This is a genomic window from Vibrio sagamiensis NBRC 104589 (genome assembly GCF_007990935.1).
Taxonomy (GTDB): domain Bacteria; phylum Pseudomonadota; class Gammaproteobacteria; order Enterobacterales; family Vibrionaceae; genus Vibrio; species Vibrio sagamiensis.
Genome location: NZ_BJXJ01000010.1, coordinates 61,716 through 86,061, shown reverse-complemented (window position 1 = coordinate 86,061; position 24,346 = coordinate 61,716). Strand labels below are relative to the sequence as shown.

The window sequence follows — 24,346 nt, the reverse complement described above, 5'->3', positions numbered from 1 at the left end:
ATCGACATGAGAATCAGTGACAGCCAATTTAGCCAGATTATGTTACAGAGCCTACAGAAAAATAAGGCAGGCTTAGCAACAGTCTTTGAGCAAATGGCGACGGAACAACGCTTAACAAAATTGTCTGATGATCCTATGGCTTCAGTTAAACTGTTGAACTTAGAACGTGAGGAAAGTGCTCTAACACAATATAAAAAAAATGTGACTAATGTTAAGTCGGTACTGGAACAGCAAGAAGTTCAGTTAGATGCGATGAGTAACAGCTTGATTAGTATGCGTGAAAAGGTTTTATGGGGAGCCAATGGGTCACTAACGGACCAAGATAGATCAGGAATGATTATTGAGCTAAAAAGCTACCGTGATGCGATTCAATCTGCCTTAAATCACCAAGATGAAGAAGGCCATTTCCTCTTCTCTGGGACACAATCAAACCAAGCCGCTGTGACGAAAGTGAATAACGAATATACCTTGTTTGGTAACAATGATAAACGTGTTGTGACGGTTGCTAAAGGGGTATCAATAGAAGCAAATATTACCGCTAGTGACCTTATGAAACGTGACTCGGGTGATAATGTGCTTAATCAAATCGACGCCTTAATTGCAGAGTTTGATAAACCTGGGCCAAACTTTCAAGCGGAAGTCGGCGCGAGTCTTACGAGTATTGATGACATGCTAGGAAATGTTCTGGAAGCATTAACAGAAATTGGTGGTCGTCATACTAACTTAGATTTGTTAGACAGTGCACACAGTGAGAGTAGTTTGTTTATTAACAAAGTTTCCGATGAGTTATCTGGACTGGATCCCGCTGAAGCATCTGTTCGGATGAATAAGCTTTTAACCGCTTTACAAGCGACGCAAACCAGTTACGTGAAAATTAACGATTTACGCTTATTTGATCGTATTTGATTGTAATAGAGGAAGAATACTATGGCGATGAGCTCTGTCGAAGTCACTTCACCCAGTCTTCACTTGGGAAAAAGTGGCAAAGCATTAATTACGCCGACCCGCTCTATGGAAGCCGGTGGGAGCATTAAACTACCCGTTCCTTTAACAAAAATTGAAACATCAATTGCTTACTCGATTACTGGTATTAGACTTAATCAAGGACAGCAACAAGCGACTGCGGTACAAATTGCTTCTCAATCTCTACAGGTAATTGGCAAAGAACTGACAAATATTAAGCGCTATTTGATCCAAGCAATGCAACGCGGTTCTTCGAATGTTAATGGAGTGGAAGAAGAGCTAACACGCTCAAAAGCAATGATTGAAGAGCAAGTTGAAAAAGCACGTTTTGATGGCCGAAAAACAATCGACAATGAGCTTCGTTTTAAATTGGATCGTGCTGATATACGGCGTTTCTCGATCCCAGGGCTCAATGCTAACAGATTAAGTGATAGAGCAGAGCAGGTTCGTCTAGATTTTCCACAGGGTCAGTCAGTGATGATAAATTTTGATGGGTATTCTGAGCCATCCAAGATGATAAAAATGCTCGATAGAAGCTTGATATCTATGGGTATGAGAGCTTCTCTTGCTGAAGATGGAGCGATTTTGTTTGAAGCTCGTGATGCTACCTATCAGCTGATGCAGCAAAAAGTAAAAATTACAGGAGAGGGACACCGTTTTCCTGCTGGTCAAGCGAATGTTATGAGGCTTAAAGCGGAGCCTGATGGTGTCAAGGAAATGGTGTTTGATTTGGGCTCTCGTGAGACAATAAAGCAAGCTATTTCGAAAGTTAATAAACATCTCAATCAGGTACGAAGTAGTTTCGATGTCGCAAAAGCTTTCCACTCTGATTTACACGAGCAAATGCAACAAGTGCAAAGTCAGAGTTTACTCATCACTGATGAAGTGAATCAAAAACTGGAACAGTGGGCCGGAGCTTCCAGCAAATTTACGACTACATTTGAAGCATTAAATGCTCAAGCTAATGTACGACGTCATACTGCTGTTGCCCTATTAAAGTAGTCTGTCTCGGCACCTAAAATCTTTTAGGGCAGACACAAAGATCACTTATACCCAAGGAAGTCACTTGGGTATAGATGCACTAACCTATCTTTATCTCGGTCTTATTTGCCTATGTAATTTATAACCTTAGCAACTGATTGCTTAATTAACTTTCCGTCTATTAAGTTGGGAAAAGAGTACTTACTTGGCTATCCAAGATTATTTTGAGACGGTTAAGTCCTTGTTTTAAAATATCCTCTGTACTTACAGACATTAGTGATAGGCGAATGTGTTGAGATTCAAGACCGGAAACATCAAAGTAACTGCCACTGCTGGTTAAAATATTTTGCGTCTTCGCTTGTTGTACAAAGTGCTCGGCTTTCCACTGGTCGGGTAAAGGTAACCAAATGTGATAGCTACTGGTATCACTGCTAAAGTCAGTTAATACTTCTCTAGCTATCAGCTGCCTTTCTTGGGCAGTAATACGCTGTTCTTTTGCGAGTGTAAAGGCTTTTCCTGATTCAATAAGCTCTGTTGCTGCTTGAAAATTGAGTGGCGAAGGAAGCCAAATATTTGCTCGAATTGAAGCTTGTATCCTTGGGATCTGTTCGATCGGAGCTTTGATATAACCACACCTCATGGCTGGACTGATGGCTTTGGATAGTGCGGAAATATGAAAGGCACGGTCAGGAATAAAATTAGTGATTGCAGGAATAGGTTCTTCGTTGAGGAAGCCGTAAATATCATCTTCAATGAGCCAAATACTGTGTTTTTTAATCACTTGAGCCAGTTCTTCACGACGCCATAACGGCATAGTAATCCCTGTTGGGTTTTGGTGTGAGGGGATGAGGACAACCAATTTAGGCTGATGCTCCACAATAGTTGCTTCTAAGGCATCAGGAGAGACACCGTTGTCATCCATCGTCACGCCAACAACGTTACGTCCAGAAAGATTCGCGATGGCAAAAATACCAGGGTAGGTCAGTGCCTCAACTGCTATAGTATCACCTGGTTGAGTAAAAGTCTGAATCAGGAGCGAGAGTGCATGTTGAGCGCCATTAGTCAAAAGAGTATTGTCAATATTACCGCCTTCTAAACCATAATACTTAGCCCAATTACAACCTGCTTTTCGATGGGCCTGATGACCTGATTGTTCGACATAACCAATCAGCTCGGGGGTTAACCGCTCAGCAATAGTGGAGTACGATTTTTGGATAGCTTCAGCATTTTTGTGCAAGCACGGCTGAAGAATCGAAAAATTAAAATCATGGCCGTCTTCAGGTGCTTGAATTACCTGACCGAGCGCTGAGTTGTCACATACGTAAGTCCCACGACCAACATGAGACTCGACACGACGCTTATTAGCCAGCAGTTGATAGGCTTTGGCGATGGTTGCTGGTGTTGTTTTTAACTCAGCAGCGAGTACCCTGTGAGTCGGCAATTTTGTATTGGAGCGGTATTCGCCTTGATTAATACGTTTCTCGATCACTTTCGCGATATGAACGAACTTTGCACTACTCACAAATACTCCTTGGGCTGATAATTTGGATGACTATGACTTAGTTTAATAGAATTAATATACCTATGTCACTTTAAGGTGCTATGTCTACCCAAGTGATGCGATCCAAAAGAGTGTCTCGCTGAACACAATATCTTGAGATTACTTGGGTACATATGCCGTGTATTGAGTTGCCCAATGTGGTGCAAACACTGTTTTAGTAAACGATAAAGCCGTTACAGTAGTCTACTATAGATCATAATAAAATTGACATATGTCAATGTGATCGATTAAGGTGTGTCAATCTTAATCGATGTGATTACTTTAGGAGCTGAATAATGCGTTCATCTAACAACACAGTAAATGTAGCTTTCATTGGGTTGGGAGTCATGGGCTATCCAATGGCTGGACATCTAGTCAAAAATGGATTTAATGTCACTGTCTATAACCGCAGTGTTGCCAAAGCGGAACAATGGGTTAAAGAATATTCTGGTCAGTCGGCTGCTACGCCTTCTCAAGCTGCTCAGGGGGCAAATGTCGTCGCAGTTTGTGTAGGCAATGATAATGATGTTCGAAGTGTTATTTACGGTGACACTGGGGTATTAAATAGCATGAAATCAGGTTCTGTCCTTATTGATCACACCACAACATCGGCTGAATTGGCTCAAGAGTTAGCAGAAAAGTGTGCAGAAAAAGGCATTCAATTTATTGATGCTCCAGTATCTGGTGGCCAAGCTGGTGCTGAAAATGGCAGCTTAACCATCATGTGTGGTGGCCAACAAGATGCTTTTGATAATGTGTCAGAAGTGATGGCCAGTTATTCAAATCAGGCTGTTTTAATGGGTGAAAATGGTCAAGGTCAGCGCTGTAAAATGGTGAATCAGATTTGTATCGCTGGTGTTTTAAAAGGCCTAAGTGAAGCGGTATTGTTGGCACAAAAATCGGGTCTTGATATGGAACAAGTTGTGAGTGTGATTAAGCATGGCGCAGCAGGTTCTTGGCAAATGGAGAACCGTGCTGTCACCATGTCACAAGATAAATTTGACTTTGGTTTTGCTATTGATTGGATGCGAAAAGATCTCGATATTTGTTTGAATGAAGCGAAGAAAAATGCGCTGACTTTGCCGCTTACTGAAGAAGTGAATAATCAGTATCAGGGCCTACAAGAGAGAGGGTTAGGACGAATGGATACCTCGGTTTTAATCAAAGCTTACGACAAACTTTAACGAGATATTCGATCTTATTAGCTGCTTTTTTAGTTTCAGTTTTGACAACTTAAGTTTCTAACCCTTCAGCGATGATAAGCCCAAGTCATATGGTTGTATACCAATGATACTTGGGCTTTTATTTTGTTAAGTAGGACTAGATAGAATTGGCCGCTTGATTGAGAAATTCAAGTTGTTTTTTTTCATTTTCACTGAGTTGATACGGATCATCGGATAGGATATCAGCGTTAAAATGGCCAACCGGATAAACGCTAGCTTCTGCTTGGCCGTATTGTGCTTTTTGTCCCGGGAATCCTGACATCTTCTCGATAAAAATATTCCGTAATTCATAGCTGACATTACCGCTTGGTAATACGCTGTGAAATGCTTTTAAAGTCATTGTATGTGAGCCTTGAGATAATCTGTGCTTTTGTGTGAGTAGAGCGATGGCGGAACCATTCGTCTGATACAGGCTCCCACGTATCCGATAAATTCCTGTTTTATCGACTTTGAGTGTCACAGGAATGAGCATGTCGGTATTTTCGGCGTAACTTTGCCCGACTCGTATAATATCTGCAATATGTTGATATAGACGAATATCAGCGCTGACAATATCTTCACCTTGCTCAAATTCTGTTCTCGCTACTAACCTGATTTCTTCTGGCCAGTTAGCCTGAGAGGTTATTTCCCACCCATCACTTCTCATTGGGAGGTGGGTAAGTACCTGCTGTGTTTGGACATCAATAATATCGAGTGTGCTAGAAATTACAGGTGTCGATGAGCTGAGGGTGACGTTTATCTTATCTGGATAAAAGTGTCTGTATTTATTTACATTTAAAGCTGCTTGTGCATTTCCTCCTAATATAGGTAAAGGCACAATTTCAAAGCGATTCCAATGTAAATAAGGATTGCTTTCATCAGTGATCGGCTGTGAGTAGGCCGGATGTTGTAGTACTTTTTTGTGTTGGTAGGCGATAAGCTTAACGTTTTTCAAAGAAGAAATATGTTTCGCAGATGGCGAAGGTAAGTCTGTAAAGTGTTGTAGATCATTATTTGGTGTCGTAGCTAACATTGGCATTGAATTTGAACGCGCGACAACATTAATTTTTACTGTCGCTTGCTCTTTTGAGCTGTTAAATAACGGTTGTAAAATTAAGAACGAACTCAAGCCACTTATGGCAATGATAGCGGTAAGACGCTTTTTGTATCTCATGCTCTGAACCTCAATTAAGTGATGGTATTCCTAATAGTTTGAATGGCTTCACCAAATAATCTTTTATCTTACCAGAATAAATTCACATCTCGAAAAGTGCGAATATATTTAGCTCTTTATAATAGACTTTCTGATATTGGAGCCAAACATAATAAATGTTTGGCTCTGAATAACAAATTAAAGTTGTGATGCTATTTCTGACATTGTTTTTTGTTCTGAGTTTTGCACGTAAAGATATTTAGAACCAAACCATCCACTTTCTTGATAAGTATCTACTTTGAGAGTTTTACCATCTAATAAGGGAGCAGAAGTAGTACCTGAAGTGACAGGGCCTTGATGCTTTGCTCCAACCGTTCCTCCATGGCTGTATCCATCCCCCATGATCAGGGGGTAATGATTGGGTAACAAGTTGGTTACTGCTTTACTTTGTTCTCTTACCTCGCCGTTCATTGATAGATTATAAAAACAACTTTCGAACTCACCAGAGCTTGCAGAGCCGCATGATGAATGAATGGCGACGACACCATCATCTTTGCCGGGTAAAAAACCGGATGTTGCTTGCAAGAAATCGGTACCATTACCAACAAATCGAATTCTAGGGACACGGTTGTCAGGCAACATAGCAATTTGGCGAGCATTAGAGACCTTTAAGTCGTTCAGAACTCCCGTCGTTTCTTTTGAGGGTTTCTCACCTAACCAAAGTGAAATTGCATAGTTCATTGCGCTGTCATACCAATTGCTGCCCTCGGTAATATTAATAACAATATCAGCAAGTTCGGTGCCACCCCCCGCGCCAGCAAAGTCAAAGCTGGCGACAATATTTAGAGGGTTCAAGCCAGCATTAGCAAGCCAGTTCTCTTGATTTTCTAGCAAGTATCTTGCTACCAAGTCACCAGTTGAATGTGTCACAAGTATACAGCCAGTCTGACAAGTACTATTTTGCGATAATTCTTTTAGCTTTGGCCACACATAGTCACTGCTGATTTTTCCCTCAATGCGTTCATGTGAGGGCCAATCAATACGTGCATCAGCGTATTGTGACCAGAATTCTTGCCAGTAAAGGTCACCATCGGCTTCGACTTCTAGTTTTGTTGGTTTAGTTTGAAGCTGGCTTGCTTGAAAACCATGAATCAAAATAATTTTATAATTCCCCAATGCTGCATTTGATAATGCAGAAAATGTCATTGTTAGAAAAAGAGCTGCTATTGAATAGAATTTATTTGTCATAAAAACCACCATATTGACATTTGTGTTTTTTACATTTAACAAAAATGTTCTAGATGAGCAATTTATTTATAGTTATTTTAATAATTTGTAGGATGGTGGTCTTATTAATTGATTTGTTTTTACCTTTTATTTTCCAGCCATGCTGTGACAGTCTAAATGATGCTTATGTAATTAAATTATTATCTTTTGACTTTTGATTACTTATAAAGACTATTATTTGTATTTTTATTTCTAAATAAGTAATTTTATTTATTATTGTATGTAATTAAGGTGAAAGTTTAAATTTTCATAAAGCGATAAGCATGTGGTCTTATATGGTCTAGTATCATTGACAGAGTATCCGATACATAACATTGGGAGATGATATTTTATGCCTTATAAAGCGATTGTTTCTGATTTAGATGGAACACTGCTTAATGCTAATGGTCGACTATCCGATATCACAAAGACCGTTTTAACCCAGCTTTGCGATGCAGGGGTCGAAATTGTTTTTGCCACAGGTCGTCATCCGAGAGATGCTAAACTCGTTGCTGATTCATTAGGACGCAATATCAGTATTGTTGGGTTAAATGGTGCATTAACTTGGTGCGGTGAGAGTCAGAACATTATTGATGAACAGTATATTAGTCCCGAGCAAATACATAAATTATTGGAGTTGGTACAGGGCCATGATGTTCATCTTAGTTTTTTTGACCGTGAAGGGTGGAAGTTGCTGGAAGAAAATCAAATGGCTAAGCAATACGCTTCTTTCTCGGGTTTTCCCTATAAAGTGATTACAGCTGAGGAAATCAGTCAGCTAAAAATCAATAAGTTACTTCTTTGGAAAAACCAAGGGATCCAATCCGTCGAAGAGACGATTAAGCAGCACTTAAGTGGTCAACTTGAATGTTACCGGACCTCCGAACACCAACTTGAGATCGGTCCGGCTAATGTTTCAAAAGCCAGTGCCGCGACCAAGCTACTCGCTCAAAAGGGCATTTCCTTTCAGAACCAAGCCATGGCATTTGGTGATAGCCTTAATGATTTGCCTCTCTTAAGCCAAGCTGCGCAAGGCGTGATTATGCGTAATGCGATGCCAGACCTCGCTAATCAACTCTCTATGTTGCCCATCGCCGATTGTCATTCTACAGATGGCGTAGCTCGTTTTCTTCAACTCAAATTTGATGTTTAAGTCAATAACTTTAAAGGGTATATAAAATGAAGTACCTCGCATCCAGTTACGAAAAGTCATTTTACATCGATTCGCAAACAGAAGTTTGTAATGTTATTTCGAATACGTATATGGTTTGGGATATTGAAGGGGAGTTTATTCCTGATTTTATGCAACAAGCGATTGCGTATGGCTTTCGTGAACCGTGTTTTCATTATCAATATACACTGGAAGGTGAAAAGCTCTATAAGGAACTTAAAGTTGGCAGTATCGATATTCCTTATTTTGATTTTTCCAAAGCCCTTTCACCAGAACAAGCATTTGATGGCCTGCTTGAAGACTACTATCAAGATAAAATGATCTTTGATGGTCGACCACTTTTTAGAGGCGCAGTGGCAAAAATCGAGTCGAATCGATACAAAGTCATTATTATGGTCCACCATATTTGCTTAGATGGGACGGGTTTTCAGTTATTTTTCTCCAATATCAAATCTGCTTATCAAAGACTTATTCAAGGTGAAATGCTTTCTGGGGCAAAGCAAACCAATGAGCTAAACCCTCTCGCTGATGAGACGTCGAGTCTTGATGAGCATGAGCATGAGCATGAGCGATCTTTCGATGTATGGTTGAATACTTTGCGTAACGAACCTGCAAGAATTGAGTTTGGTCATGTCACTTATCCCGAACAAAGGCGTGTTGAAAGTGAGCATATATCCTTGGATCACCAGCTTAGCCAACAGGTTAAATCGTACTGCCGAAAAAATAGCCTGACCATAAATTTATTCTTCAAAGGGATGTATGCTCTGTTGGTTTCTAGGATCAGTAATCAACCTTTGATTACGATGACTTCACCGATGGATAGGCGAAACAAAAATACCAAACAAACGATCGGATGTTTCGTTAACACTAGGCTTGATATATTTGATCTTAAAGAGGTTAACACCTTGGATGATTACTGGCTGCAAATTAAGCAATTCAGTAAAAATACCAAAGCCTTTGGTGATGTTCCTTATATGGAATTAATACATTACCTGAAGCAAAATAGTGATCAACCTGAATTAATGGTGAGTAATGTTTCATTTGGTAGTACGGTTGGAATCAATGAGACTCAATCGCTGGAGCATAATTGTTTCATCACCCAGAACTACAGTTTTATAGATTTAAATACGGATATCCAACTTCTTTTTTGTGAAAGCAGTAGGCAGAGTTTTAACTTCCGTTTCGACTACTTAAAAACCTATGAACATAGTGGGATTTTTAAAGATTTCTTACCGCGTTTGAGACGATTGGTCGAATATTGTGTTTCATCGAATCAAGTGGAATTATCTGATCTTCCTTTTTTAACACCAAGAGATCTTCCTCTCCAAGAATATCAAGCGTTTCCTCAGCAATCGTTGGCTCAATTGGTACATCAATGGGTAGGCAGTACGCCCGAGGCGATTGCGCTAGTGAATTCCGTTTCGGGTGAAGCGATCAGCTATCAACAACTTCATAGCAAGATCTCCGATGTGGCTCATTATCTTAAGGAAGTTAAGGTTCGTAAACCACAGTCGGTTAACCCTTGTGTTGCGATCAACTTAACTTGTTTAACGGATACTGTGGTCAGTATTCTTGCGACTCAATATTTAGGGCTTCCATTTACTTGTGTGGATTGCAGTGCTCCTTTAGCGAGACAACAATTTGTGATGACTCAATTGTCGCCTATGGTGTTAATTGGTGAAGCGATCGAGTTGGAAGAAGGCGGGCATTTTGAGCATTTGGCTTCGTTAGAGGTGTTATCTCCTAATGCAACCTTGTTTGAACCTTGCCATGTCACTGAACATGACATCAGTCAATATATCTTTACTTCTGGAACGACAGGGCAGCCTAAAGCGGTTGAGCTGTCGCATCGTGCTTTTGTTAGCTCTTTATATGAGACAAGTGTGATTCCGGTTGGAAAAAATGTCCTTTATTCGGCAAACGAAGCCTTTGATGCCGCTTCCTTGCAGATGTGGTTGGCTTTATTGCACGGTCGCACTTTGGTGATCCCGGGTCGGAATGAAATTGCCAATCCAGACTGTATGGAACGCTTGATCAACGATCATAAGGTTGATCATCTTTTCCTGACCACAGGGCTTTTTGAAACTTACATGGCATCGACCAAACGGGAGATGTTTAACGACCTACAGACACTGACTTTTGGTGGTGATGCTGTCTCTAAGCAAGCAATAGAGCATGGCTTGGAGTGTAATATCCAAAACTTATTAAACCTTTACGGGCCGACGGAAACGGCAATATTTGTGACTTCACATCGTTGCTCACAAGAAGACCTTGTTGAAGGAGCGATTCCGATTGGCAAACCACGCCCGAATGCGCAAGTTTGGATTGTGGATGATCATGATCGTTTACTTGGACCCGGTATGGTTGGCCACATTATCGTATCAGGACCTTGCTTAGCGGAAGGCTATGTAGGCGCGCCAGGCCAAAATGATAAGTTTTGTGAACGAGTGATTAAAGGGTGCAACGGCGATCAACCTCAAACCATTTATCGTACTGGAGACTTTGGTTATTTCCGTCAAGATGGCGTGCTGATCTTCCGGGGCCGTCGGGATGATCAAATTAAATTACGTGGTTATCGTATCGAGCTTTCGGAGATCCGCCAAGCTCTCGAGCACATCCCAGAAGTCCAAATGGCCACTGTGATTCTTAAAGAAAAAGCTAATAATAAACAATTGCTAGGTTACTATCAGGCAGAAGAGCCAATTGATGTCAAAGCGCTACGTAAACAGCTTCATCATTGGCTTCCAAGCTATATGGTTCCAGCTCATCTTATCCATGTTGAAGAAATGCCATTGAATCGTAATGGCAAAATCGACAAGCAAAGGTTACCTGAGCCCGTTGAATCGAAGGAAGAGCAAGGTGAGTTGACGCAGCAGCAGAGAGTGTTGTTGCAACAGGTTTGTAAAGTGCTGGACTTGAATTCAGTGTCATTGAGTGATGATTTTGTTGACCAAGGGGGCGACTCAATATCAGCGATTCTTTTATCTGTGGCACTGGAAGAGCAGGGAATGCGTCTTACTACAGCCGATATCATGAATTTTCGTCTATTTGAAGAGATGGCTGATAGAATCTCGGTTGCGGAAGAGTCCTCGGTTGAATTGGGTGAAAAGTTTGGTCATTTCAATTTGCTCCCAGTACAACAGTGGTTTTTTGCTCAAAACTTTGCTAAGCCAGAACATTTCAATCAAGCCGTTATGATGAGGTTACCTGAGTCTGTTGAGCTTGCCAGTTTAGCATCGGCCCTAACTCGTTTAACTCAATACCATGATGCATTTTGGCTGAGATTTCATGACAGCAGCCAGCAGACTTTCTCCGAAATGGGCGATTACCATTTTGAACTGAGAGAGTTAGAGGGGCTGAATTGGCAGCATGCTGAAGAAGAAATTGCCCAATTAAACACGTCATTCGATCTGCACACTGGCCCTTTACTGAAAGGGTTACTCCTGCGTATTACGGACGAACAGCAGCCGATCCTTTATCTTTGTGCTCATCACCTAATTGTGGATGGCGTATCTTGGCGACGTATCAGTAGTGATTTTCAGGGCTTTTATGAACAAGGTGCTAGTTTTCAGCCAACACCTTATACCAATACACAAGGTTATCGTAAGCACTGGGATTGCTTCCGATACAGTGATACAGAAGTCGATTATTGGCTCAGCTCTGGTGCTAATATTTCACCCAAAACTGAACTAGCAAAGGATGTGAAACGAGGTCATTTCACCCTTTCTGAAGACGAAACTCAGGCCCTGTTGAGTAGTGCAAATCAACCATATGGTACCAATACCAATGAGTTGCTTATTAGTGCCCTGTATTCCTTCTTCGGCAGTAAAGGACGATCATTTAATTTGCTGCTCGAAGGGCATGGACGTAAGTCCTTCTCGGATGAGGTGCGTTGTGATGCTACGGTAGGGTGGTTTACCAGCATTTTCCCTCTCTGCTTACCAAGCCATGATGGTACTTGGCAGCAGTTAATCAAAAAGACTAAGCAGGCGTTACGCAGTCTCCCTTCTAAAGGGGAAAACTTCTTGGCGATTGCTTACGGTCATAACTCTGAAGAAGTGAGAAACGAATTCCAATCACTATTAAAGTTGCCGATCAGCTTCAACTTCTTGGGGCGCTTTGGACGAGGTGGTGATGAGGTATGGCAAATAGAGCAAAAGTATAATCAATATCTTGTCAGTGAGGCTAATAAACCACTACGTGCCTTAGATATTAATGCATGGGTCAGTGATGAAAAGCTCTATGTTGAGTTTGATATGGTTGAAAGTGCCTTTAAAGATATAAGTGTGGAAGAGTTGAGCCAAAATATTCACACTTCTATACAAGCACTTCTTGGACATTGTACTGCTGATGATTGTCTTGGTGGTTTAACGCCGAGTGATCTTACTGATACTAGCCTTGAGCAAGAAGTCATTGAAAATTTGGAAAAACAAGTGGGTCGATTAGAGAATATTTACCCAGCAACTGACTTTCAGCGAGAGCTTTTGTACTTTAATCGTGTCAATCCTGATTATCAGATTGACCAGCTTTACTTTGAACTGGATGGTGATTTAAATGAACAAGCCTTCGTAACAGCTTGGAACCAAGCTCTGAGCAAACATGACATGTTAAGAGCAGGGTTTGATGATACTTATACTGAAGGAGCGCCATTGGTCCTTATTCCTCGTCATGTCGAGCTGCCATTAACCTGTCAAGATTGGCAAGATAAAGATTGGGAGACAGAGGTTCAACATGCTGTTCTTAATGAGCGTCAGCGTCCATTTGACTGGTATAACCCGCCTTTGCTTAGATTACTGTTAGCGCGTACTGGTGAATCAAAACACATTCTGTTATTTACCTTCCACCATGTTTTGTTTGATGGTTGGTCGATGCAGATCTTTTTACGTGAGATCAGGGATGACTATGAAAAACTGGTAAAAGGTGAACCTCTCCAGATCGAACAACGCAGCTTTATTGGTTTTCCTCGTTGGCTTCGTGCTCAGCCGAAAGAGGTGTCAGCGAGCTTTTGGCAAGAATACCTTTGTGATGCACAAATGAATATGAGGTTTAAACCTGACATGCATGGTATAGATGCCAATACATTGCGTATTCACTCCGTTGTCGGAGCATTAGACAAACAACAAAGTGAGCAATTTAGGTCAGCGGCAATAAGCCATGGAGCGACGGTTAACCAATTTTGCCAATTGGCTTGGGCTGCTACGTTGTCTCAATACCTAGATAGCAGTGATATTGTTTTTGGCACCACAATGACTAACCGGCCGATGGATGTTAGTAAAGTCACCGAATTGGTTGGACTTTTTGTTGCGACACCACCACTTAGGATTCATCTCGAAGGTACTATTTCTCAGATGGTCAAAAAGTTGAATGTGGATAATCAACAGCGTATCGATCATGCGTTTTATGATCTTAACCATTACGACGATGAATGGCGACCAACTGCACCATTTGGAACATTGTTTGTATTTGAAAATTATCCTGAACAGAAAGGTGAGGATACATTGAGTCTAACTTTCCGACATTTAGGTACGGTGAGCGGTACAAACCATCAAATTGTTTTGTGCTTATTTCCTGGCGAGTCTTTAACATTTAGTTTGTATTATGACTGCTCTGAAATATCCGAAGAATCGGCTTCTCAGATTGCCAATGATTACCAAGCGAGGTTAATTAAAATGACTCAAGCAGAAAGCGCTGGGGACTTGATGGATTAAGTAAAAGTTAAGTTACAGATAGGCTGCCCAAGTATTTTGTTGTTGCTTGGGTATATCTTTTGGACTCATTAAATGATATTACCTTCACTTGTTCTACACTAAAAGTATTCCTTCATAGTCGAATAGATAGCGTGATTATATGCAAATAGGTAATGCCGCGCTTGTTCTCTCTGCTGTTGGTGTAATTGGGCTTGCTTGTCAATGGCTCGCTTGGAGAGTGCGCCTGCCTGCGATTCTTTTCCTCCTACTGGCTGGTATCCTTATTGGGCCAGTTTTTCAGTGGCTAAATCCTGATGAATTATTAGGAGAATTATTATTTCCTCTCGTATCACTAGCGGTTGCTGTCATTTTATTTGAGGGCAGTCTGACACTTAATCTGAAAGAAATTCGTGGTGTAAGTGGATCGGTATGGAAGATTGTCTCATTTGGGGCCATTTTTTCATGGATTGCTACGAGTGTAGCGACGCATTATTTGTTAGGTTTTAGTTGGGAATTAGCCGTCTTGTTTGCAAGCTTAACCATAGTGACGGGTCCAACGGTCATTGTCCCAATCTTAAGAACTGTGCGTCCAACAACAAAACTGGCTAACATTTTACGTTGGGAAGGGATATTGATTGATCCCCTTGGAGCATTGTTTGCTGTTATGGTGTATGAGTTTATTGTCTCACATAGTGCTATAAACAGTGTTGAGGTATTTGCATGGATTGCGGTGATCGGTGTCATTATTGGTTCATCTTCTGGTGCTGCAGTGGCAAGTATATTAAAACGTAGATGGTTGCCTGAATATCTTCAACCATTCTCAGTACTTATGGTGGTACTAGGTGTTTTCTCACTATCAAATCAACTTGAATCGGAAGCAGGTTTACTCAGCGTAACAGTCATGGGGCTATGGCTTGCCAATGCAAAAGGGATCAACATTCAACAAATATTACATTTCAAAGAGCACTTAACCATATTACTGATCACTGGGTTATTCATTTTTTTAGCTGCTCGCATCAGTATTGAGCAGTTTACTGCATTAGGCATTGGCGCTATTTTATTATTTTTGTTTATGCAGTTTATATCTCGCCCTTTATCAATCTTCTTATCTACAGCTGGCAATCAATTGTCTTTTAAGGAAAAACTCTTCCTATCTTGGGTTGCTCCAAGAGGTATTGTTGCTGCTTCTATTTCTTCTTTGTTTGCGATTAAACTCGTTGATAATGGTCTCAGCGAAGCAATGTTACTTGTACCTATGACTTTTATGGTCATCATAGGTACGGTTGTTCTTCAAAGTTTGACCGCAAGAAAAGTGGCGTCTCTACTCGGTGTATCAGAGCCTGCCCCTCATGGCTTTTTCATTATTGGTGCTAATCGTGTTGCAAGAGAAATTGGCCTAGCCTTAAAGAAATATAACCGGAAAGTATTGTTAGCGGATTCGAATTGGGATTACATCAGCCAAGTGAGGATGCTTGGTATGGATTCCTACTACGGTAATCCTATTTCTAGCCATGCTGATGATAACCTGAATTTAATCGGGATTGGACAAGTTGTAGCACTGACCCCTGATCAACATTTTAATATTATGGCTTGTATGCATTTTGTTGAGGATTTTGGTGAAGATAAGGTGCATTGCTTACAAAAAAATCGTTCAAGTGTTAATGAAAAGCACTGGCTTGCGGAAGAATATCATGGCAAGTTGCTAATGGGAGGAAATGTCAGCTACAGCCAATTAGCAAGTTTATTTAGCCAAAATGCAGAAATAAAGCACACTAAGATAAGTGAAAACTTCACTTATGAAGACTATAAAAGGCATTATCAAGATCACCTCGTTATCCCTCTTTTTTATGTTTTGGAAAAAGGTAAAATCCAGTTTTGTGATGTGTCTGAGCCAGTCGCTATTCCTAAGGTATGTACATTGGTAGCCTTACATCAACGAAATCAAACAAACCGTTCTTCTGGTTAATGCCGGAGGACTTTGCATTGCCATATTTTCACTATCCCCCCTTTTATTGATTATGTTGATATTAAAATTGATTTCGAACCAACTTATCGCAATACTTGGCGATTGTTTTAGGTTATTTGGCGTACTGAAGTGACGGTGAACGGAAGTTCAGTGTCAGTGAAGATTACGTTTGATGATTGAGTGCTAATGGCGCTTTTTTAATTACGAAATTAATCGTGCGAAATCCGATAAACCTTCTATGTTAACAAGGTAGCTAAGTAGACTTGCCTTAATTTACTAATACTAATACTAATACTAATACTAATACTAATAGATCTTGAGGTCATTTGGGTTAGATCGTTTTTTAATCAAATTTTAATGTGAAATGGAATCAAAAATGAAGAAATCAATGGTGCTTGTAGCCGCTCTAACAGTACTGGCTGCATGTTCAGACGAAGTGGGTACAGAAAGCTGGTGTAAAGATATGCGCAGTAAGCCTAAGACAGAGTGGACGACAGAGATTGCGGTAGACTACGCAAAACATTGTGTTCTTGAGGACGGTATCGGTAGTGAGCAATGGTGTAAAGATTTAAAGGATAAGCCTAAAGGTGAATGGACCGCGAATGAGGCGACGGGCTTCACTAAGCACTGTATTTTTTAAAGAAATAAAGAAATAAAGAAATAAAGAAATAAAGAAATAAAGCCTAAACCTTCATGATTATTGAAGGTTTTTTTTGAGACACCTAATCACAAATAAAGCATAAGTTTTGGAAATACATTAATTCTCTATATTTTTATTTCCTCTTAAAGCATATGAAATATAGATGGTATTTCTTGTTAATGATTACTTAAGATAGGTGTTTTTTTATTTATTATTTTTTATTCCATATAAAACAGTAGCTTGTTTTTTATTTAGGCTTTTTGATTTTTATATTTATACATTAATTTTTTATATTTAAGTATTTTCTAAATAACTGGTATTTTTTATGCTTGGTTTACAATGACCATGATTGATTATAATTTATTATATTGAGTTGAGGTTATAATGAATTATATTTTATTTATATATTGTTTATCTTTTATTTCAATCATCTCTTAAATGTTTATATCAGTTTTGCTAATCATAGAGATACGGAGTTATCTAATGAATCGAAAAAGAAATTACCCTATATCCATTTTTACTTTAACAGCTCTTGCCGTTACTGCTGTTTGTAATGCTGGCACTTATAGCCCTAATGACCTCTTTGAAGGAAGATTACCTGGTCATGACTCAAATATTGTCCTTAATACATGGAACGGTAATTTTAGTAAAAAGATTTATTTGCCAGCATATCCATCGCATGGTGATACAGTTTCTATTAGCTCAAGAGCTACATGGACGACCGATATAGAAGGAGATATTCTAGGTATTAATTCAATAAAAGTTAAAACTAATGAAAAGATAGACCTTGTTTTTGATAGTACATTTAAATCTGCTTGGCGTATTAAAAATGAATCGACGCCTAATACAGTTGGTAGCCAGATTCCCAATGATAAAAAATATGTAGCTTATTATGTTAAAGATGCTAACTGGGCTAATTTATTACACTTGCCGGTGTATAGAGGCCTCACAAAACATATTGTTGTAAGATCACAAGCAGGTTTGGCTACCTATATCGATAACGATATGATCGCAAACTTAGGTCAAAATCTCAAAATTCTGAAAGGAGAGTATTACGCTTTTGAGTGGAATGATACTAAGGAAAAATGGGATCTAATAGTAGAACAAAGCTCAAATAAAGAAGTAAAAACCGATAACATACGTGATCTAACTTTCTGGGATTTATCTGTTGATACTTTTGTTAATGGTACTGGTCTATATAACAATGGCCGAATGCAAAAGCCAGTCAAAATAAGATATAAGGCCTGCTTGTCTGAAGAAGCAGATAATGATGATTGCAATTTAGTAGATCTCACAAAAGAAGAAGAGCAATACTACCTCCACTTAGGTTTATATGGAAGAAATGACTCTAATGAGATAGATGATCTGGCGGATAATGATGAAATCTTTATTGATTATGAGAAAGATGAACGATACCAATCTAATTTGGAGGGCAGAAATGTTAAAGATACCACACCGACAGATGAACAGATAGAAGCAGTACGAGGCCATAAAACTACTACTTTTTGGGTGAGGTATAAAGCTAAGTCAAGTCATGATCAAGAAACACTCAATATTTGCGCATTTTCTCGTTGGAGAGATGAAAATGGAGAATATATTGATGATGCTGATACTCAAGACTGTAAGTCAAATGGAACAGGGAGCATTTCACGAGTAATTTCAGTTATAGATGGGAACTATAGAGGCTATATTAATAACAACCCTGATATTACTAGAGAACAAATGCTTCCTAAAGGGGTATGTACAACAGAATCTCAATGTAATGCTCGACCTGGATGGCGAATTTATAACGGTTGGACACGAGGTATTTCTTATCTCAATGCAAATTTATTTAAGTATTCATCACGCCGACCTCATCATACATTCAGACCTGTTGAGAATGCTAAGTCAACCACTTTAGCAAGAGGTTGTGTCCAAGATGCTAGAGGGGGTAGTGACTCTAAAGATGATGGTATTTGTACTAATTATGTTGAGAATGGTGGTTATGCTGGCGTGAGCTTCTACACCACCGATCTTCAGTTTGGTTCCACGAAAACAGTACCTATTTCATATTCGACTGAAGATGCGGATGCATCGGGCTTTGTTCCTAGAGATAGAGATACATGGCAATTTGATACTGATGTTATAGATCCTAATCGTGCAGGTTCATTTTCTGTGTTTAGTGTCTTACCTGTAATTGATTTTAGAAGTGGAGACACAGGTAGATTTGTTATTTGGGAAAACATAGATGGTGGTCATTGGTCTGCCTCAACTCAGAATTCGAGCAAGCAAATATCATCTATTATTGAAGATAATTATGGTAATCGATTTAGATTTAGTGCCAAGTTGAATTATGAGCCCAATATGGGAGCCGCGGCTAATATATCTAAAGACTATGTTTTATCTCGCATGCAAGAGGAAAGATTTGAGCCAATAATTGATTAAAACCATTAATATTCCCCGAGTGTTTAACAATCACTCGGGTATCCTTCAAATTCGATTTTAAAACTTTTATTTTGATCAAGATCTTGACTTAATTAAATTTAAAAAGACTTAAGTCAGATAATCATATTTTATATTGGTGGTCCATGAACAATTATAACTCTGAATTTATATTAAATTCGAAGATATCACGTAGAAAATTCTTAAGTAGAAGTGTTTCTATCGCAATCACTGCAACTTGTTCTATAAATGCGTTAAGTGTTTTTGCGAAAACCTTTAATCTAGATGAAGATGATCTTATCACTCTATTTTCTCATGAATTTACAGGCTTCAACGGTGAAACACTCGATCCTGTTACCGGAAATTATATGCTTGGGAATGGCTATCGTGCATATAACCCGACACTGATTCGGTTTATGTCTCAAGATTCATTAAGCCCTTTTGCCGAGGCAGGTATTAATGCTTATCAGTATTGTAGTGGGGATCCAATTAATCGAAGTGACCCGAGCGGCCACCTCGATGGATTAAAGCTTGGGCTTGGTATTTTTGCTGTTTTAGTTGGTATTGCAGGAGCAATCGCTGCACCATTTACTGGAGGTACATCCGTTGCTATTGCTGCTGGGGTAATTGGATCGGTTGCTGGAGCAATAAGTGGTGGATTGACTGTCGCTTCGGCTGTGATTGCAGAAAGGAACCCTGATGTAGCAGATAAGTTAGACATTGCTTCTTGGGCCTTCACTGGTATCTCCTTAGTTGCAGGAGTTGTCGGTGCTGCTGGGAGTATTTACCAAGGTAGCAAGGCCCCAGGATTTATTTCAAAGCTTTCAAAAGGCAAGTTAGGTCAGTCGAGACTGAAAGTTGAAATTAAATTTAGGCCTAAAGGTCAGGTCAAAGCACGTCGAATAGCTTTGGAAGCAGAAGAATTGACGAGTGGGAAAAAGATTCTTAATACTCGACAAGCGGTTACTCCAATTTCAATGAAAGCTGGAAAAGATGTTGTGTTCAAGGCTCCTGAAACTGTTGATAAAATTGAAAAATTTGGTAGAAACGGTTTTGTGGGGAGCCGCATGATAAAAACTTACACGCCAAAGCAAGGTATGGCATCTTGGAAAGGAGGTTTAACTGCGGCGAAAGCGGTGATTGATCAAGTGGGCGCTATTGGTACTGGTGGTATTGGTATTGCTATGAAAGCGATCGCTTTAGCAGAAAAAGAAACCACATTACCTAATCAAAACTTTGCTGCACTTTCACATATGAGCGCAAATCAATATGTAGACAGAATCAGCGCTCCAGGCTTGTCAAGAACTAGTATTCTTAGTGCTGAAACAAATCCGGCATCAATAAATTTACAAATACGTCAGGGTATTTTCACATCTTAGAATAATAGGGAATAAGAACAATGAGTAATAAGTTTGATATTAGTTATAGTAACAATTATAAAAATTTAGTTTCTGGCAGTGTTAATGAAAGAAATGGCTTTTTTGATTTTTCTACTGGTGTTGTAAATATTATTGGTAATGATTTAAAAGGTCCAGAGTTAAATGTTTCACTCAGTTTTGATCACTTCAAATCTATTGATATGGGATTGGGGCAAGGATTGAAATTTAGTCTTCCATTTTTTGATTGCAGCAATGCAATATTACATACGGATCAAGGTGTATCTGTAAAATTATCTGATCGTGATCTAACAAAGCCTATCGAAGCTTGCCTCGATAATTTTAAAATCTCTAGTTTAGGTAATGTATTATTAGTAAAATATCATGATGGCTCAGTGGATGAATTTACGAAGACGCAGAAAAGTGATTATGCATTTTTGACTAGAAGGAGTGACTCAGCTGGAAATTCTCTTACTCTCGACTGGAATGATACACAATTAATAAGCATTATTGATGATAGTGGTTTTAGGTATTTATCTATTGATAAAAAAAGCAGCCGTGGTAGAGAAATAATATTACTCGAAGATCGTTATTATATTTATACTTACTTCAATCGTGCTTTTAATAAAATAGAGGTAACTACACCATATTTCAAAAAGTCAGGATACGGAGAGAAGCCTAGATATACGCTTAATGTAAAAATGTCCACTGATGTGCAATATCACCTTATCGAGAGCATTGTTTCACCCAATGGAGCGAAACAGTCTGTTGTTCACGGCGAGCGTGAAGGAGAGGCTCTTAAAACACCGACTGGTAATAAGATGGCGGTTGTTAAAGAGCATCGCATTGAGCATGGTGATAAACTATTAAAACTAACAAGCTATGATTTTAGACCGCCAGTTGATGATTCCAGCGATTATGACTATAAAAATCAATATAATGCTTACGGTTACAATGCACGAATATCCAATAATCAAGGTAGTGATCCGACTTACTCTATTATCAAGCCTTACTTCTATAAAGTTATCGTGACTGAACAAGACCATCTCAATAACGAGAGTGTCGTGGAATGTATTTATGATAAATTTCATAACCTTAGAGAGCAAAAGAAAATATATCAAGGATGTACTCAGACTGAAACTTATCACTATTATCTAAATGATGAGTATGATATCTCAAAACAAGATAAGCGCTTAAAATTAGCACATAAAATTGAAAAAACCTACAGCGACCTAACAAAAGAGAGTTTTACTGAGACCTACGAATACAATTATGATGAATTTGGTAATATTCTTCATGAAATAGATCACGTTCAGAATGTACGGATTGATTATGAATATTACGATACTCGAGATGGAGAAGATGAGGGGTGTCCAAAATATGAAGATTTTATTTATTTTCTTAAATCACAGTCAGTTACGGATCTAAATAATAATCTCACAATGCTAAATGGATTTGTATCAAATTCACGAGATGTATCAAGTAGAAAGTATACAGCGATAAATAATGCTATCTATCTTGAGTCAGATAGTAATCCTCACTCTAATACCAGTATTGAATTTGACTATTATCGATCAGGTCAAAGTCAAGGGCGACTGTTTTATCGGCTAGTGACTAAGAATGGTCAGCAATGTACCAAACAGCAATTTGATTACACAGATGATAGCTCAACTCTTATTGTAAAGAGGACCACAAGTGCTGAAAGTCTACCAGGTGAGCAGTCTTATACTTCGCTAGAACTTGATAAATATACAGGGCAAAAGTTGCTGATTGATAATGCAGGAACTGTAGCAAAAATGGAATATTATCCTGATGGACGTCTGAAAAAGGAAGTTAGCAGCCCTAATAGTCCCAATGAATGTGCTCGAGAATATGAATATTTTGATGATCTGTCTATGACCTTAACTCGGGATCAGTGTAATAACCTTAAACGCAGTTTCTTTGATGGTTTAGGTAATATGACCGAAATTCAAATATCGGTCCCTAATGTTATTAGTGATTTTGTTGTTGAACGAAGAGAATATAATTTGTTGGGGCAAAAAATCAGCCAAACAGTAATAGATACCTCACTGAAGCCAACCCAAACAGGGTTATCAGTACAAAATAATACATGGGAATTGCAAACGAGTTATCAATATGATGGTTGGATGAATGTATGTCGTACAACTAGGCCTGATGGAACGATTCAAATTAGTGATTTTAACCCCATTACTCAGACAACAATTTCAGGGATTGAAGGGCAAAGCTATCAGCAAAAACAAACAATCTTTTCTTCTAGAAAGCAGATAGATAAAGTATTTGATCAGAATGGTATATTACTTACGTCCTCTGAACAGACGTTTGATGAGTATGAAAACCTAATACTCCAATGTGATAATTTTGGAGTTGTAACAGACTATCAATACGATGACCTTGACCGAGTCAATCTTACAACCACGAAGTATATTGATGTAGAAGAAAAAAAACGTGAAGTGACCAGAGAAATAACATATGGACCATATCAGGTAGGTCAGGATTGTATTACGTCGATTACGGTTAACCAGTCTCTGCTAGGAGAAAATCACTATGATGCTTTCTCTCGTTTAAGGGTTCAAAATATTAACGGTAGTGTTTCTATACTAAGTTATCAACCGGGAAGTATGGAACATTATCAAGTAACTTGTCCAGATGGCACTATACTTGAGGCGAAATATGATCCTGAATTTAATGTCTATACAAGAACTGGGTCTAAAGTACAAACTCCCAATCTTAGAGGTTTAATTCAAACTGCTTTTGATGAAGCAACAGGCTCATTTGTGGAATATACACACCGTTTTGATGGGTTAGTTGCAAAAGAGTCATTAATCGCAAGTGAGTCATCGGATAATGTAACAAACAGCTATGATTACACTTTGTTAGGAAAAGTACTTGCCAGCTCTGTAGTTGGTGGTAATTTTGATATTGTTACCTACGATGATTTGCAACGAATTGAAAAAGTTGATGATGGAATTAACGTTGCACAATATTTAGACTATGATGCATTTTCTAGACCACAACGAGTTGAAATAACGGGGGCAACTCCAACGACGATCCAATATGACTATTCAGCTCTGCCTGATATGATGGTCACAACGACAGAGCAAGGCCAAGATGTTTTAGAAGAGATAGAGCATTACACTAAAGATGGTTTGGTTGAGAATAAAGTGACGCGTTTAGGTTCCCAAGAACTGGTTGAGTCTTTTGAGTACGATGCCATGCGCCGTTTGGTTAATTATTCTGCCTCAGGTAGTCCAGAGTTATTACCTAAAGATGAGCTTGGCAAAGCTATCTTGAATCAGCATTTTATATTTGATGATTTTGGGAATGTTTGTGAATTGAGAAGTGAGATGCATGATCAGACAAATAATGTGTCAATTTATCGATATAATCCTGATTATCCAACACAATTGTACTCTATTGAACACAGTAACTCGGCTTATCCAAACATTAACTTTAATGGAAAGTATGATGTTAATGGAGCACTTAAAGAGGATCAAGAAGGAAGGCGACTCCAATACAACCACTATGGGGAGTTAGTTAAAGTCTTTGATCAACAAATGCAAGAATTAACAAGCTACGAATATGATGTTATTGGGCGTTTGAGCAAGCAAAATATCCCAAATCAGCCAGCGATTAGATACTATTATGCAAATGAAAACCTTATTTATATGCAACAGGGCGATTTTGAGGTGAGTCATTCAATGGTTAATGGACGTATCATTAGTAAGAGATTTAATACATTGAATCAATCACTTATCACTGATTACTTGTGTAATACTTCTAACTCACCATTAAAAGTTAAAAGAGGCAACTCATCTGAGCAATATTACAGCTACATGCCATATGGTTTAAGAATGTAAATGTGTTTTGGTTAGATAAACGTTAAAATCTTGAATATATTAAAATTAACGTTTGTCTCACTCTATTTCAAATTCACTTCCACGATAATCTTAGCTCTGTAG

Annotated in this window: 13 protein-coding genes; 10 read left to right on the top strand and 3 right to left on the bottom strand. The window is 39.0% G+C overall.

All coding sequences use genetic code 11. From position 1 onward, the window contains the following. Positions 1 to 6 precede the first annotated feature (6 nt). Both flgL and VSA01S_RS06650 read left to right on the top strand, forming a co-directional pair. Complete coding sequence (flgL, locus tag VSA01S_RS06655; protein ID WP_039979640.1) at positions 7 to 906, top strand: flagellar hook-associated protein FlgL; 900 nt, start codon at positions 7 to 9, stop codon at positions 904 to 906. 21 nt (positions 907 to 927) lie between these two features. After that, a complete protein-coding gene (locus VSA01S_RS06650; protein ID WP_039979639.1) occupies positions 928 to 1,965 on the top strand; it encodes a hypothetical protein in 1,038 nt (345 codons plus the stop codon). Between the two features lie 160 nt (positions 1,966 to 2,125). Here VSA01S_RS06650 and VSA01S_RS06645 read toward each other — a convergent pair whose 3' ends face one another. Continuing rightward, entirely contained in the window at positions 2,126 to 3,466 is a 1,341-nt protein-coding gene (locus VSA01S_RS06645; RefSeq protein ID WP_039979638.1) for an aminotransferase-like domain-containing protein, read from the bottom strand. Between the two features lie 314 nt (positions 3,467 to 3,780). Here VSA01S_RS06645 and VSA01S_RS06640 point away from each other — a divergent pair, with 314 nt between their 5' ends. Then, positions 3,781 to 4,668: an NAD(P)-dependent oxidoreductase gene (locus VSA01S_RS06640; RefSeq protein WP_039979637.1), complete on the top strand. Its 888-nt coding sequence runs from the start codon at positions 3,781 to 3,783 to the stop codon at positions 4,666 to 4,668. Positions 4,669 to 4,804: 136 nt separating this feature from the next. On the opposite strand, the gene VSA01S_RS06635 is transcribed toward VSA01S_RS06640, so the two are convergent. After that, the gene (locus VSA01S_RS06635) at positions 4,805 to 5,860 is read right to left on the bottom strand and encodes a hypothetical protein (protein ID WP_039979636.1); all 1,056 of its coding nucleotides are present in this window, start codon (positions 5,858 to 5,860) and stop codon (positions 4,805 to 4,807) included. A 177-nt stretch (positions 5,861 to 6,037) separates the two neighbouring features. After that, entirely contained in the window at positions 6,038 to 7,087 is a 1,050-nt protein-coding gene (locus VSA01S_RS06630) for a hypothetical protein (protein WP_039979635.1), read from the bottom strand. A gap of 370 nt (positions 7,088 to 7,457) precedes the next feature. Here VSA01S_RS06630 and VSA01S_RS06625 point away from each other — a divergent pair, with 370 nt between their 5' ends. From VSA01S_RS06625 to VSA01S_RS06595, 7 genes are all read left to right on the top strand, one after another. Next, positions 7,458 to 8,258 carry a Cof-type HAD-IIB family hydrolase gene (locus VSA01S_RS06625; protein ID WP_039979634.1) on the top strand — a complete coding sequence of 267 codons (801 nt, stop codon included), beginning with the start codon at positions 7,458 to 7,460 and terminating at the stop codon, positions 8,256 to 8,258. A 26-nt stretch (positions 8,259 to 8,284) separates the two neighbouring features. Continuing rightward, positions 8,285 to 13,984: a condensation domain-containing protein gene (locus VSA01S_RS06620; RefSeq protein WP_039979633.1), complete on the top strand. Its 5,700-nt coding sequence runs from the start codon at positions 8,285 to 8,287 to the stop codon at positions 13,982 to 13,984. A gap of 139 nt (positions 13,985 to 14,123) precedes the next feature. Next, a complete protein-coding gene (locus tag VSA01S_RS06615) occupies positions 14,124 to 15,929 on the top strand; it encodes a cation:proton antiporter (RefSeq protein ID WP_039979632.1) in 1,806 nt (601 codons plus the stop codon). A 376-nt stretch (positions 15,930 to 16,305) separates the two neighbouring features. Further along, positions 16,306 to 16,569 carry a DUF3012 domain-containing protein gene (locus VSA01S_RS06610; protein WP_039979631.1) on the top strand — a complete coding sequence of 88 codons (264 nt, stop codon included), beginning with the start codon at positions 16,306 to 16,308 and terminating at the stop codon, positions 16,567 to 16,569. A gap of 483 nt (positions 16,570 to 17,052) precedes the next feature. Beyond that, positions 17,053 to 18,993, top strand: coding sequence for a hypothetical protein (locus tag VSA01S_RS06605; protein ID WP_039982120.1), 1,941 nt, complete (start codon positions 17,053 to 17,055; stop codon positions 18,991 to 18,993). Positions 18,994 to 19,136: 143 nt separating this feature from the next. Next, entirely contained in the window at positions 19,137 to 20,369 is a 1,233-nt protein-coding gene (locus VSA01S_RS06600; protein ID WP_050567386.1) for an RHS repeat-associated core domain-containing protein, read from the top strand. Between the two features lie 20 nt (positions 20,370 to 20,389). Continuing rightward, positions 20,390 to 24,244, top strand: coding sequence for an RHS repeat domain-containing protein (locus tag VSA01S_RS06595; protein ID WP_039982119.1), 3,855 nt, complete (start codon positions 20,390 to 20,392; stop codon positions 24,242 to 24,244). Positions 24,245 to 24,346 lie beyond the last annotated feature (102 nt).